Below are 19,432 nucleotides of genomic sequence, written 5' to 3'. Positions count from 1 at the left end.
GTGAATACAATAAAGCTAATATCGTCTCAAAATAACTACAACAAGACATTGTTAATAGAGGACTTTATGGTTTCAGTAATGCGTATCTCAGATACGAATTCAGTAAACTGGCAGTCTCGTACCGGCAAATAATTAAAGAGTCTTTTTTATGGGTATGAATCCACGTAAAGGTATCCTCTCGCTGAAAATAAGCGATCAGAACATGTTGTATCATTCTTTTATGCCGTTTCTCAAAAACGGTGGTTTATTTATCCCCACGAATAAACATTATGAAATGGGCGAGGAAGTTTTTATTCTGCTGACCTTATTGGATGAGGCTGAGAAAATTCCAATTGCCGGGACCATTGCCTGGATAACCCCGAAAGGTGCTCAAGGAAATCAGGCTGCAGGCATAGGCGTACATTTCAGCGAAGGTGATGGCGGCGCGAATGTCGTTCGCGGCAAAATTGAAAATCATCTGGTCGACAAATTAAAGTCTGATAAAGCTACCTACACGATGTAAGACAAACATGACGGTATCCGCCGTCACCAACTGAGTTATTTATGTATATCGATTCACATTGCCACCTGAATTTACTGGCTGACCAACCTGGCGGCATTGCTGCGATGGTCGCAGAAGCTACTGAAAACAATATCGAACATATTTTGTGTATTGCGATTGATAAAGATAGCATTGAAGCCGTTCGCCAGCTTGCAGAACAATATCCTCAACTTACAGCGACTGTTGGGGTTCATCCAAATGTGGATGAAGCTGCGACCCTGAGTACGGAACAGCTTATTGATCTGGCTAATCACCCTAAAGTTATTGCAATTGGGGAAACAGGCCTGGATTACTTTCGCAGTAAAGGTGATCTTACCTGGCAGCGCGAACGTTTCAGTTATCACATTGCCGCAGCGAAACAAACGCAAAAACCATTGATTATTCATACCCGTGAAGCACGTGAAGACACAATGACGATGCTGGAACAGGAAAATGCCAGAGATGCGGGTGGCATTATTCATTGCTTTACTGAAAACTGGGAAACGGCAAAACGTGCTTTGGATATTGGCTTTTATATTTCTTTATCCGGAATTGTGACGTTCAAAAGCGCTCGTGAATTACAGGATGTCGCCAAAAAACTACCTTTGGATAGGATTCTTATCGAAACAGACGCACCGTATCTGGCACCGGTACCGCATCGAGGAAAGACCAATAAACCTGCTTATGTAAAACATGTTGCTGCTTTTCTGGCCGAGCTTCGTGGCGAATCAGAAGAGCAGATAGCGGCAACCACCACAGAAAATTTCTATCGATTGTTTCCGACCGCTAATAAGGCTGCCTGAAATCATGGATGCTACCGGTGTTCAAAAAAAATTATTGCTGATTTTTGTTGTTGTTTTTGGATTAATTGGCTGCGACCAGCCTTCAGTCAGCCTTAAACCCTTAAAACAAGACGCTGTCATTCTGGCATTTGGAGATAGCCTGACTTTTGGGACCGGTGCTCAGCCCGATCAGAGTTATCCAGCAGTATTAGCCGAACTAACCGGCAGAACAGTGATAAATTCTGGAGTTCCAGGTGAAATCAGTAGTGCTGGTCGGGCACGTTTATCACAACTGCTTCAGGAAACTAAACCGGATCTGGTTATTTTGTGTCATGGAGGTAATGATTTGCTTCGCAAGCAAAGCCGTCAACAATTACAGGCTAATTTGCAGGCGATGATTGATGAAATTACCGGTTCCGGTGCCCAGGTTTTACTTGTGGCTGTTCCTGCATTTAGTCTTAATCTGGCGCCGGTGCCTCTGTATCTTGAAGTGGCACAAGTTAATAAAGTGCCAGTTCAGGCAACTGCGCTGAGTGAAATATTGACTGATTCATCTTTAAAAGCGGATCAGGTACATCCCAATGCGCTTGGATATCAGCAGTTTGCTCAATCAATCTATCGTTTATTGATTGAAACGGATGCCATAAGGCCTTAGGGGCTGTTTATCTTTCGTCGCTAATATTGTTTTTATTCAATCACAATACGACGGGTTGTGATTGAAAACAGATCTCATTTTTTTACGGTTTTTTCAATGTGATTTTCTAAAGTTTTGATACGGGAAGACGTTATCTAAAACAGTATGATAATTTCCCGATATCTTTGGAGCACAGCAACATGAAGTCATTATCCGTCAAAGCAAAAATGTTGCTTTTAAGCGGTCTTATGGTTACCGGTATCGTTGTTCTGGCGGCAATGCTAAGTTTTGGTATGCACTCACTGGTGCAGATTGGTCAGTCGAGCACACTGAGCAGTCAGGCAGAAACAACCATGCAGAGCTTACGGATCAATGAAAAAGACTTTTTCAACCGCCTCGACCTCAAATATCAGACGCAATTTAACGAAAACCACCGTATTATCAAACAACAGCTTTCTGATTTAGATTCACAGCTTAAATCAGAGGATATTCAGCTTGAAAATTTCTCACATTTATTAGAATTGCTCCAACAATATCATGCTGGTTTTAATGAAATAGTAGCAACTCAGCAAACCATTGGCCTGAATCATACAGATGGACTTTATGGCACATTACGCGCATCGGTTCATGAGGCCGAACAAATGCTGGGCAAATTTCAGGATGATACTTTATTAAAAGATATGTTGATGTTACGTCGCAATGAAAAGGACTTTCTATTACGTAAAGACGTGAACTATCTGGATACATTTAACAAAAATCTGCAGGTTTTTTATCAGAACCTGCAACAAAGCTACCTGAGTGATTTTGAACAACGTGAAATATCAGGTTTAATGCAAAACTACAGCAGCGATTTTACCACTCTGGTGAAAACATACGAGGAACTTGGATTTAATGAAGATCTCGGACAGATTGGTTCAATGAGAACGACTGTATATGAGATCCAGGATTTGCTTCATGATACTGCCGAACAAATCGCTGACGAACTCCTGATGCATGAAAAGTCGATCTTTATCAAAGCGATAATCTCCATCATCGTCATTCTTGCTGCCTTGGTAATACTTTCTCAATTAATCAGCCGTAGCGTCGTTAACCCAATAAATTTACTGGCTGAGGTAATGAAACGGGCACAGCAAAATAAAGATCTGACCCAGCGTGCTCATGTTGAAGGCAAAGATGAAATCGTGCAGATGGCGGATGTGTTCAACCAGATGATGGGCGCTTTCAGTCAACTGATTCAGGAAGTATTCGACTCTTCTCGCCAACTCAATGTTGCCGCTGAAGAGTTAACGGTCATCACCGGTCAAACCAGCCGCGGCGTAATGAGTCAACAAAGCGACAGCGAACAGGTTGCCACGGCCATGAATGAAATGGCGGCTACCGTTCAGGAAGTCGCCCGTTATGCTTCACAGGCTGCAGAGGCTTCACGTACAGCTGATGATGAAACCAAAGCAGGCAAACAGGTGGTTGTTGAGGCCATTGAGGGGATTAAACAACTCGCTAAACAAGTTGAAATGGGCGCAATATCCATAAAAGACCTGCAAAAGGAAAGTGAGAACATTGGCAGTGTTCTTGGCGTGATTCAGGGGATTGCCGAACAGACTAACTTATTGGCTTTGAATGCGGCAATTGAAGCAGCCAGAGCGGGTGAGTCGGGACGAGGTTTTGCGGTGGTTGCCGATGAGGTTAGAACCCTTGCCAAACGCAGTCATGATTCAACAGAAGAAATCAAAAAAATTATTGACCGATTACAAACAGAGGCTGAGAAAGCTGTTCAGGTTATGGACGAAGAACTTGTACAAGCCAATCAAAGTGTCGAAAAAGCAGAAAAAGCAGGGCAATCGCTGGATATCATTGCTGAGTCAGTCACTTCTATTCGTGATATGAATACACACATTGCCAGTGCTGCAGAGGAGCAGTCGGCTGTCGCTGAAGAAATAAATCGTAATATTGTCAGCATTGCTCAGGTTGCCGAAGAAAATGCAGAAAGTACCAATCAAACGACATTGACCAGTCAGGAACTGGCCAGATTGGCAAACGGATTGGAAACCCAAATCAGTCAATTCAAAATTTAGAACAGATAAAATTTCACTGGCGGCTCGGGCTAACTCTGTTATATGGTGGCGATGGATATCATTTAATCTGATCTTTATAGACAAGCGAGCGAGAAAGTGAGCAACAACACTGAGGCCGAGGACTATTTATTAAGAGTGCTGATGAATCAGCAATCGCAGGCCGTATTTATTTTTAAGGATAATTTATTACTCACAGCCAACTCCGAAGCCTTACGACTAATCAAAGCCTCAGATGAAAACGACATTGTCGGCCTGCCATTTGAGGCTTTTTTTTCTGATGAGTTTGATAAAACGGCTTTTCAAGCAAGAGCACCATTTCGATCGCCCTTAACGCTTATCTGTCAGAGTGAAGCTCAATGTTATCCGGCGACACTCGTGCTCGATGATGATGACAATAAATTACTGGTTATTTTATCCAGCGAGGTTCTGCCAGGTCCGGCACAACAATGGATTGCTGCAGATTTAGGGGCATCCCCCACACTGATAGGCCACTGGATATTTGACACCACCACTTCGCATTTATGGTGGGGGCCACAGACATTCGAAATCTTTGCTAAATCGGAAACGAATTTTTCACCAACTTTGCCGACCATGCTGGATTTGATTCATCCAGATGATAAACAACATGTGAAAAATGCTTTTAATCTGGCGTTCACCAATCAGACTCACCTTGATGTGTGTCACAGGATTTTAATCGCCGGCAATGAATTACGTTACCTCCGACAACGGGCCACCTGGATTCCTGAAAAAAATGAGCTGTTTGGCACCGTATTGGATTTGACTGATATCCGACAACAAATCAGCCATACCGATCACTTGTTACGCTTAATGGATGAAACACAGCGTATTGGTCATATGGGTAGCTGGGAAATAGATTTGCTTAACGAAAAGGTGATTTGGTCTGAACAGACTGCAGTCCTGTTCGGCATCAGACTGGATGACTTCCCGGGCACAATTGAAAGCTTTCTGCAATTTATTCTGCCAGAAGATAAAGCCAACCTGCATTTATCCAGCGCCAAACCGAGTAATGCCGGTATCAATGAGGCTGAGTATCGAATTATTCGGCAAAGTGATGGGGAAATTCGTTGGCTATCCGAATGTGGAAAATCGGTTTTCAATGCCAGTGGCCAGGAAATACGCCGCCTGGGTATGACGATCGATATCACAGAGCGTAAACGTCTGGAAATGATACAAAAACTGGAATCCAGAATGATAGAAGCTGTTGCCTCCAACATGGATTTGCATCAGATTATGGATCAGATCGTTTTGGGTATTGAGGAGATTTTACCGAACACCATTGCATCAATTTTACTGATAGATGAAGAAGGTAAACGTTTGCTTAATGGCTCGGCTCCACACTTACCCGTTAAATATAACGAAGCCATTCATGGAGAACCGATAGGCCCCAAAGCAGGGTCCTGTGGAACAGCCGCTTTTCTGAAAAAGCCGGTGATTGTCTCCGACATTGCTACCGATCCGCTATGGGAAAATTATCGGGATTTAGCTTTAGCTTATGATCTGCGGGCTTGTTGGTCTCATCCAATATTTAATGAAAAACAAAAGGTTATTGCTACCTTTGCCATTTATCATAATAGGATAATAAGTCCCGGACCAGAGCAGCAGGACACCATCGAGCGAATTTCAAAAATTATTTCCATTGCGATTACCAAACAGCAAAATGAAGCGCGTTTGCGGGTAAGTGAAAGTCGTTTTCGAAATGCCTTTCAGGATGCGGCTACCGGTGTGGCAATTACCACTATTGATGGTCGACACCTTGAATGTAATCAAGCGTACTGCGACATGCTGGGTTATTCGAATGAAGAGCTCATGCAACTTGGTTTTCAGCAACTGACGGCTCCTGATGATAATCCCCTCAATCAACAGAAAATCAATGACATTCTGCTGGGGATCTCTGACAGTTGCATCCTTGAAAAAAGATTCATCAGTAAAACCAAAGACACAATCTGGGCAAGATTGAGTATTACCGTACAACGTGATGACAATGGTCAACCACTGCATCTTATTGCGATTACCGAAAACATTACCGCTACCAGGCTCGCAGAAGAACAGCGTTCTGAAGCGGAAAGATCGCTGATGCAATTATTACGAAATCTGCCCGGAGTGGCTTATCGGAGTTTATGTGATGAGCACTGGACCATGCTGTATGTCAGTGAGGCCTTTTATCGTTTGACTGGGTATAACGCCGAAGATGTTATTGGTAATCAGCATATTGATTTTGCCAGTATTATCCATCCGGATGATCGTGAGGCGATGTATGCTGAAACCTTAAAAGCACTCGATCAGAACCAACCATTTCAGGTCGAATATCGCATTGTCCGAAAAGATGGAGCTGTACGTTGGTTCTGGGAGCAGGGCAGTGGTGTGCGCGACAGTGATGGCAATTTGCAAGCCATAGAAGGTTATATCACTGATATAACCCGACAAAAAGTGGCTGATGCCAGTATCCGCGAGAGTGAACAACGTTTTCAATTATTATCCAAAGCCACCAATGATGCGATATGGGATTGGGACCTTAATACCAACAATCTCTGGTGGAGCGATAGTTTTGCAACGCTGTTTGGTGTCTATTCAGGTGAGGCAGAACCCTCTTTGAAAGGCTGGGAAAAACGGATACACCCAGATGATCGCAGCAGAGTGGTGAATAATCTTAACAGAGCAATTGATACTCATCAGCAGGGCTGGTCAGATAATTATAAGTTTCTGCGCCAGGATGGCAGTTATGCTGACGTTCTTGATCGTGGATATGTCATTTACAATGATGCGAATGATGCCATCCGTATGGTTGGTGGCATTACCGATATTTCCGAACGGCTGGAGATGGAAGAGAAGCTCCGCCAGTCACAACGCCTTGAGGCGGTTGGTCAACTGACTGGTGGTGTAGCACATGATTTTAATAATTTGCTGACGGTAATTGTCGGCAACGCCGAAATCATTACTGAATCACTTGATGCAGAGTCCAGGTTACGAGGCTTATCTGAGATGATTCAGGAAGCCGCCGATCGCGGATCGGATTTAATTCAAAGTTTACTGGCATTTGCCAGACGACAGCCGCTGGACCCAAAACATATTGATGCCAACCAACTGTTAAAAAACTTCCAATCATTACTGAGTCGATCGATTGGAGAAGCTATTCAGCTGGAACTGGCCCTGCAACCGGATCTCTGGCTGGCTCAGGTGGATCCTGGCCAATTGGAAAATGCCTTGTTAAATCTCGCACTGAATGCCAGAGATGCAATGCCCTCAGGTGGACGGTTATTGATTGAAACGCTGAATGTTTCGCTTTCCGAAGATTATGGCTCACAGCATGATGTGTCACCTGGAGAGTATGTCATTATTGGCGTTTCTGATACGGGTGTCGGCATTGCTCCGGAAAACCTGGACAGAGTTTTTGAACCGTTTTATACCACCAAAAGTAAAGAGAAAGGCACCGGACTTGGCCTGGCAATGGTGTATGGTTTTGCCCGGCAGAGCCTGGGGCATATCAACGTATATTCTGAACTTGCTCAGGGAACAACCATTCGACTTTACTTGCCCAGATCCCCGGAAGAAGTCACAGCAGCGGAAAATTCTGCCGTTTTGCCAACTCAGCCAAAAACCGGACAAGAGCATATTTTGATTGTCGAAGATGATGATTTGGTCAGAAGTTATGTGATCTCACAGCTGGAACTGATGGGCTATCAGGTCATAAGTGCTTCAAATGGTATCGAAGCCATGGAAATTATTCAGAGTGATACAAAAATCGATCTTCTGTTTACTGACGTAGTCATGCCCGGAGGCATGAGTGGCCGGGATCTGTCAGACAAAGCTCTGCGGATTCGGCCGCAATTAAAAGTGTTATTCACCTCTGGATATACGGAAAACTCTATTGTCCATCATGGGCGATTAGACCCCGGAGTCATGTTACTGAGTAAGCCCTACAGCCGCGATGAATTAACCACAAAAATACGTCAGGCATTAGATTGAGAGAAATAAATCACCAAGTTGATTTAATCGCTGATTTGCTATTACTAATTAAGTGTATTCTGTGACAATGAACGAACTTAAAGTACTTATTCTGGATGACAATAATCTTACTGCAAGAGCGATAGCGAATGTCGCAGAGTTTATTGGTCTGTCAGCCAAAGTCACCTCTGATTTTCAAAGTTTTCTTGAAATCTTTCATCAGTGGAAGCCGCAGTATCTGATTATTGATTTGATCATGCCGGATATGGATGGTGTCGAGGTCTTGGGAAAATTAGGGCAAATGCAGGTTGATGCCCAATTAATCATTACCAGCGGTGCTGGACAGCAGTTATTGCATGCGGCTGCGCGTTCGGCAGGGGCGCATGGTCTGAATGTATTAGGAATCCTGCCCAAACCATTCAACCCAAAAGCATTTCGGGATTTGATTAATGCTGAGTCTGTCAGCACGGCTGATAACACCTTTGGGCAGCAATTGCGAGAGGAAAGTCAGGCAAACACCATCAGTGTAACTGAGCTGGAACAGGCGATAAATGCGCGCGACATTTATATGGTCTATCAGCCAAAAGTCTCTTGTATCAGTGGTGCATTAACGGGATTTGAAGCACTGGCAAGATGGCATCATCCGGAAAAAGGCTTTATTTCACCGGAAAAATTTATTCCATTAGCCGAACAGAATCATCTTATCGATCAATTAACGTTGCAGGTTTTTGAACAGGCATTACCTTTTTTAACGCAGCTTCAGGCAGCAGATGCTACGTTAAACGCGCAAAACCGTGACCTGTTGTTGTCAGTGAATATTTCTGCTGTATCACTAAAAAATCTGGCCTTATTCAAACAAATCGAATTGCTTTGTGAAGACCACAATATTAAGCCCGATCAGTTGATTTTGGAGTTAACCGAAACCGCCGCTATGGATGATCCGGTCATGTCACTGGATATATTGACCCGACTGCGTCTTCGTGGCTTTCGGTTATCGATTGACGATTTCGGCACAGGATTCTCGTCCATGCTGGCTTTGGTTCGAATGCCTTTTTCAGAAGTCAAAGTCGATAAAACCTTTGTAATGACATCAGCTGATTCCCGTGAATCCAGACTGGTTATCAAAGCCATTATTGAGCTTGCCCATAGCTTGAATATGCAAGTGGCTGCCGAAGGTATTGAAGATAACGAAGCATTGGAATTACTACGAAAAATGGGTTGCGACCAGGCCCAGGGGTATTTTATCGGACGGCCAATGTTGCCTGAAGCTTTTATCGACTGGTCAAGGAAAAGCTCGGAAAACATTGATTTATATAGAATTAAGCATTTGCAGGGGCTGGGGCTTCTGGATAGTGACCCTGAGCATCGCTATGATCGCATTACAAAGCTCTGCACGCGGGTATTTAATGTGGATATGAGCATGATCTCATTGATCGATGAAAATCGGCAATGGATAAAATCGTCCCAGGGTTTTAGCCAACGACAAACCGAACGATCCGTAGCATTTTGTAATCAAACCATTGCTCAGGACGATATTTTTGTTGTTGCTGACACATTACTGGATCATCAATATGCCAATAACAATATGGTGATTGAAGCTCCGCATGTGCGCTTTTATGCGGGATGTCCTATTCGTGCCAGGTCATCGGGTACGAAATTAGGCGCGCTTTGTCTGAAACATTCTGTACCTAAAACATTTTCTGCCATGGACAAGGCATTATTAAAGCAATTAACAGAAATGGTTGAGGATGAAATTGATTACAACCCGTTACTTGATGAAGATAAGCTCACCGGCTTAATCAATCGTGATGCATTTGAACGAAGAGCACAAAAGTTGCTTAATATTTTTGTACCGCTTCAAACAGCACTGTCAATGTATTATTTTGATGTCAATAACTACAAACGTATTATCCAGGCGCATGGTATTTCGGCGGGTGATGAATCACTCATTCATTTTTCAAGATTATTGAGTGAAACCTTTACCGACACAGAATTAGTAGCCAGACTGGTTGATGATGAGTTTGTTGTTTTAGGCATCTGTGAACAGTTGGATAACAAATTGGAAATCCTGGCAGCAGCAGTGGAAAATTATAATGCCAGTGTAAGTCCGCACCTTAATATTGAATATACATTTGGTACTGCTTCAAGCGATGCAATAGCTAATGTCGATTTACAATCCTTATATATGTTCGCTGATACCGATTTGAACGAACATAAAAGCCACTCAAACAGTTGATATTGACTGTTTTGTAACCATATTGCTGTTCTATATCGTATTTTCGATATGGTGACGGCAAAAATTTCACAATAATTTACAGATCATCCATTAGACTTATGGAATGGGATAATCTGTTCTTATATTTATATAAACTATATAGAAATAAAAACATATAGTTTCTGTTTATATATAAAGTTTGTTATTTTGTGCAGTGCCTACAGCTAATTTTTTAAGAGATAACGCAAAACCATGAATATCAGGTTGCCAAACGCACCATTAACTGATGAACAATTGCAGCAGCTGAATAACTTGCTTAAAGGCCTTGAAGGCTGGCAGGTAGATTGGCTTTCAGGCTATTTATCCGGTTATCGTGCGGCCCAAAGCAGTTCTGTCGCTGCAGAAATAGCACCTTCTTTATCAGATCAAACTATCAAACTCACCATTCTTTATGGCTCACAAACGGGTAATACAGAGGCTGTTGCCGGACAACTTGCTGAGAAAGCGAAAGTCAGAGGTATTGAAGTCAAGCTTTGGGATATGGCTGAATACAAGGCACGAGAACTCAAAAACGAACAATATCTGGCCGTTTTAACTTCTACGCACGGCGAGGGCGAGCCACCGGATAATGCGATGGATTTATATGAGTTTCTTGGTAGCCGAAAAGCGCCCGGATTAAAAGGTTTGCAATACAGCGTGCTTTCACTGGGTGACTCCAGTTATGAGTATTTCTGTCAAACCGGTAAAGATTTTGACGAGCGTCTGCAAAAACTTGGCGCAACCACTGTTATTCCGCGAGTAGATTGTGATGTGGATTACGATGATCTGGCGGAAAAATGGATTGCTGAATTTGTTGAGTCTCTGACCAGCTCCATGCAGGCCAGTGCAGCTCCACCTTCAGCCTCTGCGGGGCTGAGTCAGGTAGAAACATCAGTTCAATATGATCGTAAAAACCCATTTCCCGCACCATTGCTTGAGAACCAGATTCTTAGTGGTCGTGGCTCCAGCAAGGAGGTCAGACATATTGAAATTTCATTGGAGGGCTCTGGATTACAATACCAGCCGGGGGATGCTTTAGGTGTTTATCCTCAGAATGATCCTGTCCTGGTGGCGATGCTGATTGATGCGCTGGAATTTGATGCTGACAGTCCAGTAGAACTTGATGAACAAACAGAAACCTTAACCAATGCATTGATGCATCATCGTGAAATTACTGTTTTAACCCGGCCATTAGTTGAAAAATGGGCTGAACTGGCCCAGTCCGATGAACTTACTAAACTGATGGAAAACAAAGCCGCCGTCACTGAATGGATCCGTGGCCGTGATGTGTTGGATTTGGTACAAAGCTACCCATTAGCTGACATAGATGCCAATGGCTTTATTAAATTGCTGCGTAAACTGCCGCCAAGATTATATTCGATTGCCTCCAGTCAGGCTGCAGTTGATGAAGAGGTGCATATCACCGTGGCAACGGTTCGTTTTAACGCCCATAACCGTGAGCGGGGCGGGGTAGCCTCAAGCTGGTTAGCTGATCGCTTAGCCGAAGATGCCACTATTCCGGTGTATATCGATGGTAACAAAAACTTCAAATTGCCTGCCGATGATGATGCACCGATAATTATGATTGGCCCAGGTACCGGTGTGGCGCCGTTCAGAAGTTTTATGCAGGAACGTGAAGAGCGGGGCGCTCGTGGAGCTAACTGGCTGTTCTTTGGCGATCAGCATTTCCTGACTGATTTTCTGTATCAGACGGAATGGCTGGCCTGGCGCAAATCCGGGTTGTTAACCCATCTGGACGTCGCATTCTCGCGTGACCAAACCGAGAAAATCTATGTGCAGCACCGACTTCGTGAAAAATCCATCGAAATCTGGAACTGGCTAAAGGAAGGGGCATACATATATGTCTGTGGTGATGCCGATAATATGGCGCCGGATGTCAATGAAGCCCTGATTGATATTATCAGTCAGCAGGGTAATAAAAGCCGTGATGATGCTACTGAATTCCTGCGTCAATTGACGCGTGACAAACGTTACCAACGTGATGTGTACTGATGAATACTAAATTACCTGAAGCAGAACAACTGAAACTCGACAGTCGCTACCTGCGCGGCACTATTGCCGAAGGGCTGGAAGATGCTGTTACCGGTGCGATTTCAGAAGATGACAACAAATTAACCAAATTCCATGGCAGTTATATGCAGGATCATCGGGATTTGCGTGATGAGCGCCGTCGTCAAAAACTCGAACCACTCTATTCGTTTATGGTTCGGCTGCGTATTGCCGGGGGTGTTGTCACTCCGCAGCAATGGCTGGGTTTGGATGCGATTGCCGATGATTGCTCCAATGGCACTTTGCGGATCACTACCCGGCAGACCTTTCAGTATCATGAAGTATTGAAAAAAGATCTGCGTTCCTTGATGCAACAGGTCAACGCCGTGGGCTTGGATACTAAAGGTGCTTGCGGTGATGTGAATCGCAATGTGGTGACCAACGTCAATCCACATCAATCTTCAGTGCATGCGGAAGTGCATCAGATTTCCCAGGCCATCAGCGATCATTTGTGCTGGCAATCCGGTGCCTATGCCGAAATCTGGCTGGGCGAACAATGTGTTTATCAACCGGGAAAATCTGAAGAACCGTTCTATGGTGATCGTTATTTACCGCGTAAATTTAAAATTGGTATCGCCATTCCACCGGAAAACGACAGTGATGTATTGGCCAACGATATTGCGTTAATTGCCATTATTGAAAACGATGAATTAATCGGATTCAACGTCGCTGTTGGTGGCGGTATGGGAATGACTTATGGTGAAACAGCAACCTTTCCACGCTTAGCCACCATGGCCGGTTTTGTCCCTAAAGATAATATCGTCAAAGCCTGCGAAACCATTGCCGCCATTCAACGTGATTATGGTGATCGCAGTGTCAGGGCACATGCTCGTTTTAAATACACCATTGATGATCATGGTATTGAGTGGTTTAACGATAAATTCACCGAATACCAGGGTGAAGCGATGACGCATGCCAGACCGTTTGAATTAGTGCGTAATGGTGATCGGTTTGGCTGGATTCAGGGTGAAGATGGTCAATGGCATCTGACTTTATACATATATAGCGGCCGTGTTGCCGATACGGATACACTGTTGTTACGTACGGCGTTAAGGGAAATTGCCAAGGTGCACACTGGCGAATTTCGCATGACCTGTAATCAAAACCTGATTATTGCCAATATCAGTCCAGCACAAAAACCTGTGATAGAAGCATTGGTTGAGCAATATCAACTGGATATCGGTGATCGTCGTCCGGCATTACGTCTAAATGCAATGGCCTGTGTGGCGTTGCCCACCTGTGGTCTCGCCATGGCTGAATCCGAACGCTATTTACCGACTTTTCTGAGTAAGCTGGAACAGATAATGAGTGATGTGGGTCTGCCGGATGAGCTGATTAATATTCGTATTACAGGTTGTCCCAATGGCTGCGCCAGACCTTACTTGGGTGAAATTGCGTTAACCGGTAAAGCCGTGGGGCGCTATAACCTGAATCTGGGCGCGGATTTCAGCGGGCAGCGATTGAATCGCTTGTATCTGGAAAATGTGGATGAAAAAACTATTCTGGCAACATTGAAACCGATGATCGAACAGTTTGCTGCTGAACGTCAGCAAGATGAGCATTTTGGCGACTTTCTGATCCGTGTCGGTATTCTCGGCACCGAACGGACACCAGAAATGATGCATAAGCCTTTGGTTGATTGAAATCTAACCACAGAGACACAGAGTACACAGAGAAATTAAATAAGTTTTTTTTATGGGTAGGTCGGGTTAGCGTAGCGTAACCCGACAAAATCCGTTTTAAACCTCTGTGCACTCTGTGTCTCTGTGGTTAATCATTCAAAACCTAACTTTAATTCATTCGGCGGTATTTGATACGTTCCGGCTGATGATCTTTACCAAAGCGCTTGAAGTAATCTTCAGCATATTCGCTATAGTTACCTTCAAAAAACACCACGCTGGAATCACCTTCATAGGCAATCATATGTGAACAAACACGATCCAGAAACCAGCGATCATGCGAAATAACTACCGCAGAACCCGGGAAGGAGAGAATGGCTTCTTCCAAAGCGCGTAACGTTTCGATGTCCAAATCATTGGTCGGTTCATCAAGCAATAACACGTTGCCACCTTCTTTAAGCAGTTTGGCCATATGCAAACGATTACGCTCACCGCCGGATAAATCCTTAACGAACTTCTGCTGATCAGAACCCTTAAAGTTAAAGCGTCCACAATACGCACGAGAAGGGGTTTGATAATTTCCGACAGTAATCATATCGGCACCATCAGCAATTTCTTCAAATACTGTTTTTGTGCCATCCAGTTCACGTGCCTGATTTACGTAGGCCAACTGCACTGTGCTACCAATTTCAATTTCACCTGAATCGGGTTTTTCCTCGCCGGTAATCATTCGGAACAAGGTGGATTTACCTGCACCATTCGGCCCGATAATGCCAACAATCGCACCGGGTGGAATGGTTATATTAAGGTTTTCAAACAGCAGTTTATCGCCATACGACTTGGTGACGTTACGCAGTTCAATGACCTTGTCGCCTAAACGTGGGCCAGGTGGAATATAGATTTCCTGAGTTTCATTACGTTTCTGGAATTCACGCGAATTCATTTCTTCAAACTGTTTCAAACGGGCTTTGGATTTTGCCTGACGCCCTTTGGCCCCCTGACGGACCCATTCAAGTTCAGCTTGAATGGCTTTATTATGCGAGGCTTCCTGCTTGGCTTCCTGCGCCAGACGTTGATCTTTTTGTTCCAGCCAGGAAGAGTAGTTGCCTTCATAAGGAATGCCACGACCCCGATCCAGTTCCAGAATCCAGCCAGCGGCGTTGTCGAGGAAATAACGATCATGGGTAATCGCGACAACGGTACCCGGATATTCCTGCAGGAAACGCTCAATCCAGGCAATGGACTCGGCATCCAGATGGTTAGTAGGTTCGTCCAGCAATAACATATCGGGGTTATCAAGCAATAAACGGCATAACGCAACACGGCGACGTTCACCACCCGATAAGACACCCACTTTGGCATCCCATGGCGGTAAACGTAGTGCATCGGCTGCACGCTCCAACGCATTGTCCAGATTGTGTCCATCTTTGGCGGTAATCAGGTTTTCCAGTTCACCCTGTTTTTTGGCCAGTTCATCAAAGTCCGCATCCGGCTCAGCGTATGCCGCATAAATTGCATCCAGTTCATCCAAAGCGGCTTTGACATCGGAGACCGATTCTTCAACGATTTCGCGAACCGTTTTGCTGTCATCCAGTTCCGGTTCCTGAGGCAGATACCCCACCTTCATATTAGGCATCGGCCGAGCCTCACCGATATAGTCGTTATCGACCCCTGCCATAATGCGAAGCAGGGTGGATTTACCTGAGCCATTCAAACCTAACACACCGATTTTGGCGCCAGGAAAGAAGGATAGGGAAATATCTTTTAAAATTTCGCGCTTGGGCGGCACAATTTTGCCCACGCGGTTCATGCTGTATACGTATTGAGCCATTTTAAAATCCAATAAAAACAGGAGTTCAGTAGAAGCGGTGATTCTACCTGAAATTGCTTTTGGATTGGCGGGCGGAACGAAAAACTTTTACTTATTTCGGCTTATCATCAGACCTGAAAATTACTCGCCGATTAAAATCAGTTTCCCAGTTTGTGGATCACGATAAACCTGACCTACAGCTTCGTAGCCACTGCCATCCTGCATTTGTTGCTGCATATTTTCTGGCATTGTTGGCAGTTCTTTGCCCAGGGTAATTTCCTGAGGCTGTACGTCGAAATGGTCCTGTAGATCGGTGCTGAAAGCAACCAATGCAGCGATTAATCCACAAGCAAATACCAGGACAATATCAATCAAATTGGCCAATGGACCCAATGGATCTTCATCGGTATCCAGAAAGGCACTGCGCCGCCATTTATCCATTTTGCTGTTCCAGCTGCGTGAGTGCTGCATCGTACCAACGACGACGCATACGGCCAATGACAAAGCCAATCATGCCAGCCAATAACCCAATAACCGTGGTATCAAACGCAACTGTCATCGCCGTAGTCAAGATTTTTAGTTGTCCCTCGCCTAATGCCGCGAGTCCCGGACCCAAGGGAATCAAGGTGCCCATTAAGCCGAGCATTGGTGCCAGTCTGGTAATAAAATCGGCCCGTTCAATCCGGCGTTTGCCCAAAGCCATCAATGAATGACTGTCTGCCTGACGAGATAAGCGGGCAATTCCCCAAAAACGCTCGCCAATGGCAATACCGGTTTCATATACAGCCAGCCCGACAAAAAACAATAACGCCCAGACCACCGGGGTTAATAATAGTCCGGTCAGTTGGTGCATCAATTCCAGTGAAAAATGGGGATACATTACAAAGCTCCTTTCCGACCGCGCCATAATCCTGCGGCAACGATTACTGATAATGCCAGCAACGTCCATAACCAAAGCAGATTTTTATCGTTAGAGTTGGATTCATCAGCTTGATTAACTTCATCGCTTTGCTGGCTAGCATCCTGATTTAACTGCAATTCCTGGATATGCGTCGGTGATGTTTTAGACTCTGAACTTTGCATTCGACTACGCACTAACACCGCTTCCAATGCTTCAGCTGTATCCGCATCAAGTTGTGATTTCACAAAATCATACATCGGATGATTGGCATGGGTATGACCACTGCCGGGAATGCCTTTTTCAAGAATATTGGCAGCAAATTGCTCAGCCAGTTGTCGTTTTGTCGCCATATCGGCATCCCAAAAGCCTTTATCAATCGCCACCAGCATGACTGCCAGAATATTAGTTTGAACATGCTGTCGATGACTTTCACTGAGAAACGAATCCAGTCCCAATTGCAGACTGTCATCCACATATACGGCTTTCACTTCTTCCCAGACCTGATCGGTAATGATCTCGGGACTGGTTACCTGCCAACCCCAAAGATATTCAATAAACTCACTGCCCATGGTGCGGGCACCGGCATAACCTTCATTCATTAACGGCTTAATCCATTGTGGATTCAGATAACGGGCACGCAGCTCCCCCAGCAGGGCTTGTGGCAGATTATCGATCCGCAGATTATCGTTATTACTGTGATTAATCACCGCGCTGCCAGGTTGCTGACCACTGACTGTTTCCACCGCCAGATTAAAACCACCGAGATAATCAAATGCATCATTGTTATCCATCAGGCCATACAGGTTACTGGCACGTCCCAGGAACGTCTGTGACACACCGGCAAGTTGCTGTTTGAACAAGTCCGGTTGCGATTCACCCTGCAGACCACTGCCATAAGCATGTGCCATACGTTTGATAAATACATCCGCCAGTTCACTACGATCTTCCCAGGCAGACGAACGCTCTACCAGACGATTAATCCCAGCACCATAAGAACCCGGGGCAATACCAAATACTCGAAGGCTTGTTTCACGACCTAATTGTGCCGGATCGATATCCGGTTGTTGGGCCAGCCGTTGTCTGGCTTCATTCACCCAATTGGCGGCCACCAGATTTTTATCCAAAGCTTCATCGCCGCCTTGTTGCCATTCACCTAATGGTTCCAAAGCAGCGTTAAGGGCGACTGCCAGGGCAGGATAATCACGGATAATCAGATCACGACTGGCATCCAAGGCCAATAAGCTGGCTTTATCCAGCAATACCAGATGTTCGCCATATAAATCCCTGAATAAACCTGAGGTGGTAAACAGTACATCCAGCCGCTGTGGTTGTTCTGCCGTTAATGGAAGACGTTCCAGACCTTTAATAATGCCGCGGCTATTCCATATCGGGCGGACACCCAACATTTTCATGCCAAAGGCAATCATTGCACCTTCATCTCGAACCGAATCAGAAGCCCAGAGAATGACGCCTTGTTTATTGCGATCGCCTACTTCATGACCTTCAATATTGCCTTTTTCACCGGTCAATACCGGCGCAGCCAGTTGCTGACCGATATCAAAACCCACACGGGTAGGCAGTAAGCTGCCGTCCAAAGCATAGAAATTTCGTCCGGTGGGCAGGGCATCTGGCGTTCGAATAGGATCATTGCCTTTCCCTGGAGAGATAAAACGTCCATTCAGGCCATTCAGTAGGGCGTCAATTTCAGCGGCAGGAGACATTTGTAACCTCTGATATATCTCATCGCGTTGTTGTTCACTGGGCTCGGATTTATCCAGCATTGAATTCATCATGGTATCCAGACCTTCAGCTGACCAGTCACGACCAAATACATGCAATCCCAATGGCATAAAGGTTTCCTGAAAATGCGTCAGATAATGACCAACTTCATGCAGCAGAAAATCATCATCAATTTCGTCAAAACCGGCACCACGAACTTGCAGCTCTTCATCCATGCTGGCGATCAATTCATCACGCAGCCCCATGGTTTCGATTTGTTCACGCAGGCTGCGAATAGCCCGATCCCGTGTGGCTTTATCTGAAGCCGCTTCGGCGCTTTCAATCAACTGACGTAGTTGCAGCAAATCGTCATACAGTTCAGTGACGGCGAGCGGGGGAGTTAAATGATCGATGATAACTGCCTGCCCGCGACGTTTGGCCTGTATGCCTTCGCCAACACCATCAACTATATATGGATAAAGTCCAGGCACATCACCGGCGATAATACTAGGGTAATCATCTTCGCCCAGACCTACACTGCGTTTGGGTAAAAACTCATAGGTGGAATGTCGACCAATATGCACCATGGCATCAGCGTTAAATGTTGACTGAATATAGTGATAAAACGCCAGATATTGATGCGGCGGAGGGAAAGACATATTGGCATGCAACAGTTCTTCATGGATCTCCCAACCGCGAGGTGGTTGCGGACCGATAAATACATTGCCAAATTGCACGCCGGGTATCAGTAGTTGATTATCCCAAACCATCACTTTGCCGGGTATTTTACCCCAGCCACGAATACCTTCGATCTGCATTTCCAACAGGGCATCATGTAATGATTTGCTATGCTGCCAGTCAGGTTGTTCACCTTGAGCAGCTGCATCGATTATCTGCTGATAATCTTGTTCCAGCTGGGTTAATAAATCCAATGCACGACTGCGGCCGGGATGACGCAAACCATCCAGCGCGTGATGAATATCCGTAGAGGTCTGCTGCATAAATGCCGACAGTAACTTCAGTTGAGATTGCCGAACGGTTACATTTTCCAATGCCAGAGCCTGCTTAATAGCATCACGCATCCGCTG

12 protein-coding genes are annotated in these 19,432 nt (G+C 45.0%); 8 read left to right on the top strand and 4 right to left on the bottom strand.

Annotation, left to right across the window (positions count from 1 at the left end):
* The first annotated feature begins 148 nt into the window (after nucleotides 1-148).
* From B3O33_RS06175 to B3O33_RS06140, 8 genes are all read left to right on the top strand, one after another.
* Entirely contained in the window at nucleotides 149-502 is a 354-nt protein-coding gene (locus B3O33_RS06175; protein ID WP_292359402.1) for a PilZ domain-containing protein, read from the top strand.
* A 41-nt stretch (nucleotides 503-543) separates the two neighbouring features.
* Entirely contained in the window at nucleotides 544-1,323 is a 780-nt protein-coding gene (locus B3O33_RS06170; protein ID WP_292359404.1) for a TatD family hydrolase, read from the top strand.
* 4 nt (nucleotides 1,324-1,327) lie between these two features.
* The gene (locus B3O33_RS06165) at nucleotides 1,328-1,957 is read left to right on the top strand and encodes a GDSL-type esterase/lipase family protein (RefSeq protein ID WP_292359406.1); all 630 of its coding nucleotides are present in this window, start codon (nucleotides 1,328-1,330) and stop codon (nucleotides 1,955-1,957) included.
* Between the two features lie 179 nt (nucleotides 1,958-2,136).
* A complete protein-coding gene (locus tag B3O33_RS06160; protein WP_292359408.1) occupies nucleotides 2,137-4,008 on the top strand; it encodes a methyl-accepting chemotaxis protein in 1,872 nt (623 codons plus the stop codon).
* 96 nt (nucleotides 4,009-4,104) lie between these two features.
* Entirely contained in the window at nucleotides 4,105-7,992 is a 3,888-nt protein-coding gene (locus tag B3O33_RS06155) for a PAS domain-containing protein (protein WP_292363199.1), read from the top strand.
* A gap of 67 nt (nucleotides 7,993-8,059) precedes the next feature.
* Nucleotides 8,060-10,207 (top strand): EAL domain-containing protein, encoded by a 2,148-nt coding sequence (locus B3O33_RS06150; RefSeq protein WP_292360222.1) that lies wholly within the window; start codon nucleotides 8,060-8,062, stop codon nucleotides 10,205-10,207.
* A gap of 231 nt (nucleotides 10,208-10,438) precedes the next feature.
* Entirely contained in the window at nucleotides 10,439-12,238 is a 1,800-nt protein-coding gene (locus tag B3O33_RS06145) for an assimilatory sulfite reductase (NADPH) flavoprotein subunit (RefSeq protein WP_292359411.1), read from the top strand.
* Nucleotides 12,238-13,938, top strand: coding sequence for an NADPH-dependent assimilatory sulfite reductase hemoprotein subunit (locus B3O33_RS06140; protein ID WP_292359413.1), 1,701 nt, complete (start codon nucleotides 12,238-12,240; stop codon nucleotides 13,936-13,938). Before B3O33_RS06145 ends, B3O33_RS06140 begins: the two co-directional genes overlap by 1 nt.
* A gap of 148 nt (nucleotides 13,939-14,086) precedes the next feature.
* On the opposite strand, the gene ettA is transcribed toward B3O33_RS06140, so the two are convergent.
* The 4 genes from ettA to B3O33_RS06120 all read right to left on the bottom strand — a co-directional run.
* A complete protein-coding gene (gene ettA / locus B3O33_RS06135) occupies nucleotides 14,087-15,745 on the bottom strand; it encodes an energy-dependent translational throttle protein EttA (RefSeq protein ID WP_292359415.1) in 1,659 nt (552 codons plus the stop codon).
* 120 nt (nucleotides 15,746-15,865) lie between these two features.
* Nucleotides 15,866-16,165: a DUF2149 domain-containing protein gene (locus B3O33_RS06130; RefSeq protein WP_292359417.1), complete on the bottom strand. Its 300-nt coding sequence runs from the start codon at nucleotides 16,163-16,165 to the stop codon at nucleotides 15,866-15,868.
* Entirely contained in the window at nucleotides 16,158-16,604 is a 447-nt protein-coding gene (locus tag B3O33_RS06125) for a MotA/TolQ/ExbB proton channel family protein (protein WP_292359419.1), read from the bottom strand. The genes B3O33_RS06130 and B3O33_RS06125 overlap by 8 nt, the downstream gene beginning before the upstream one ends.
* On the bottom strand, nucleotides 16,604-19,432 hold a 2,829-nt coding region (locus tag B3O33_RS06120), incomplete at its 5' end, for a cobaltochelatase subunit CobN (protein WP_292363197.1). The genes B3O33_RS06125 and B3O33_RS06120, both read right to left, overlap by 1 nt.

This window comes from Methylophaga sp. UBA1464 (genome assembly GCF_002325665.1).
Lineage (GTDB): Bacteria > Pseudomonadota > Gammaproteobacteria > Nitrosococcales > Methylophagaceae > Methylophaga.
Note: the sequence above shows the minus strand (reverse complement) of the source record. Positions and strands in the feature narration are given on the sequence as shown.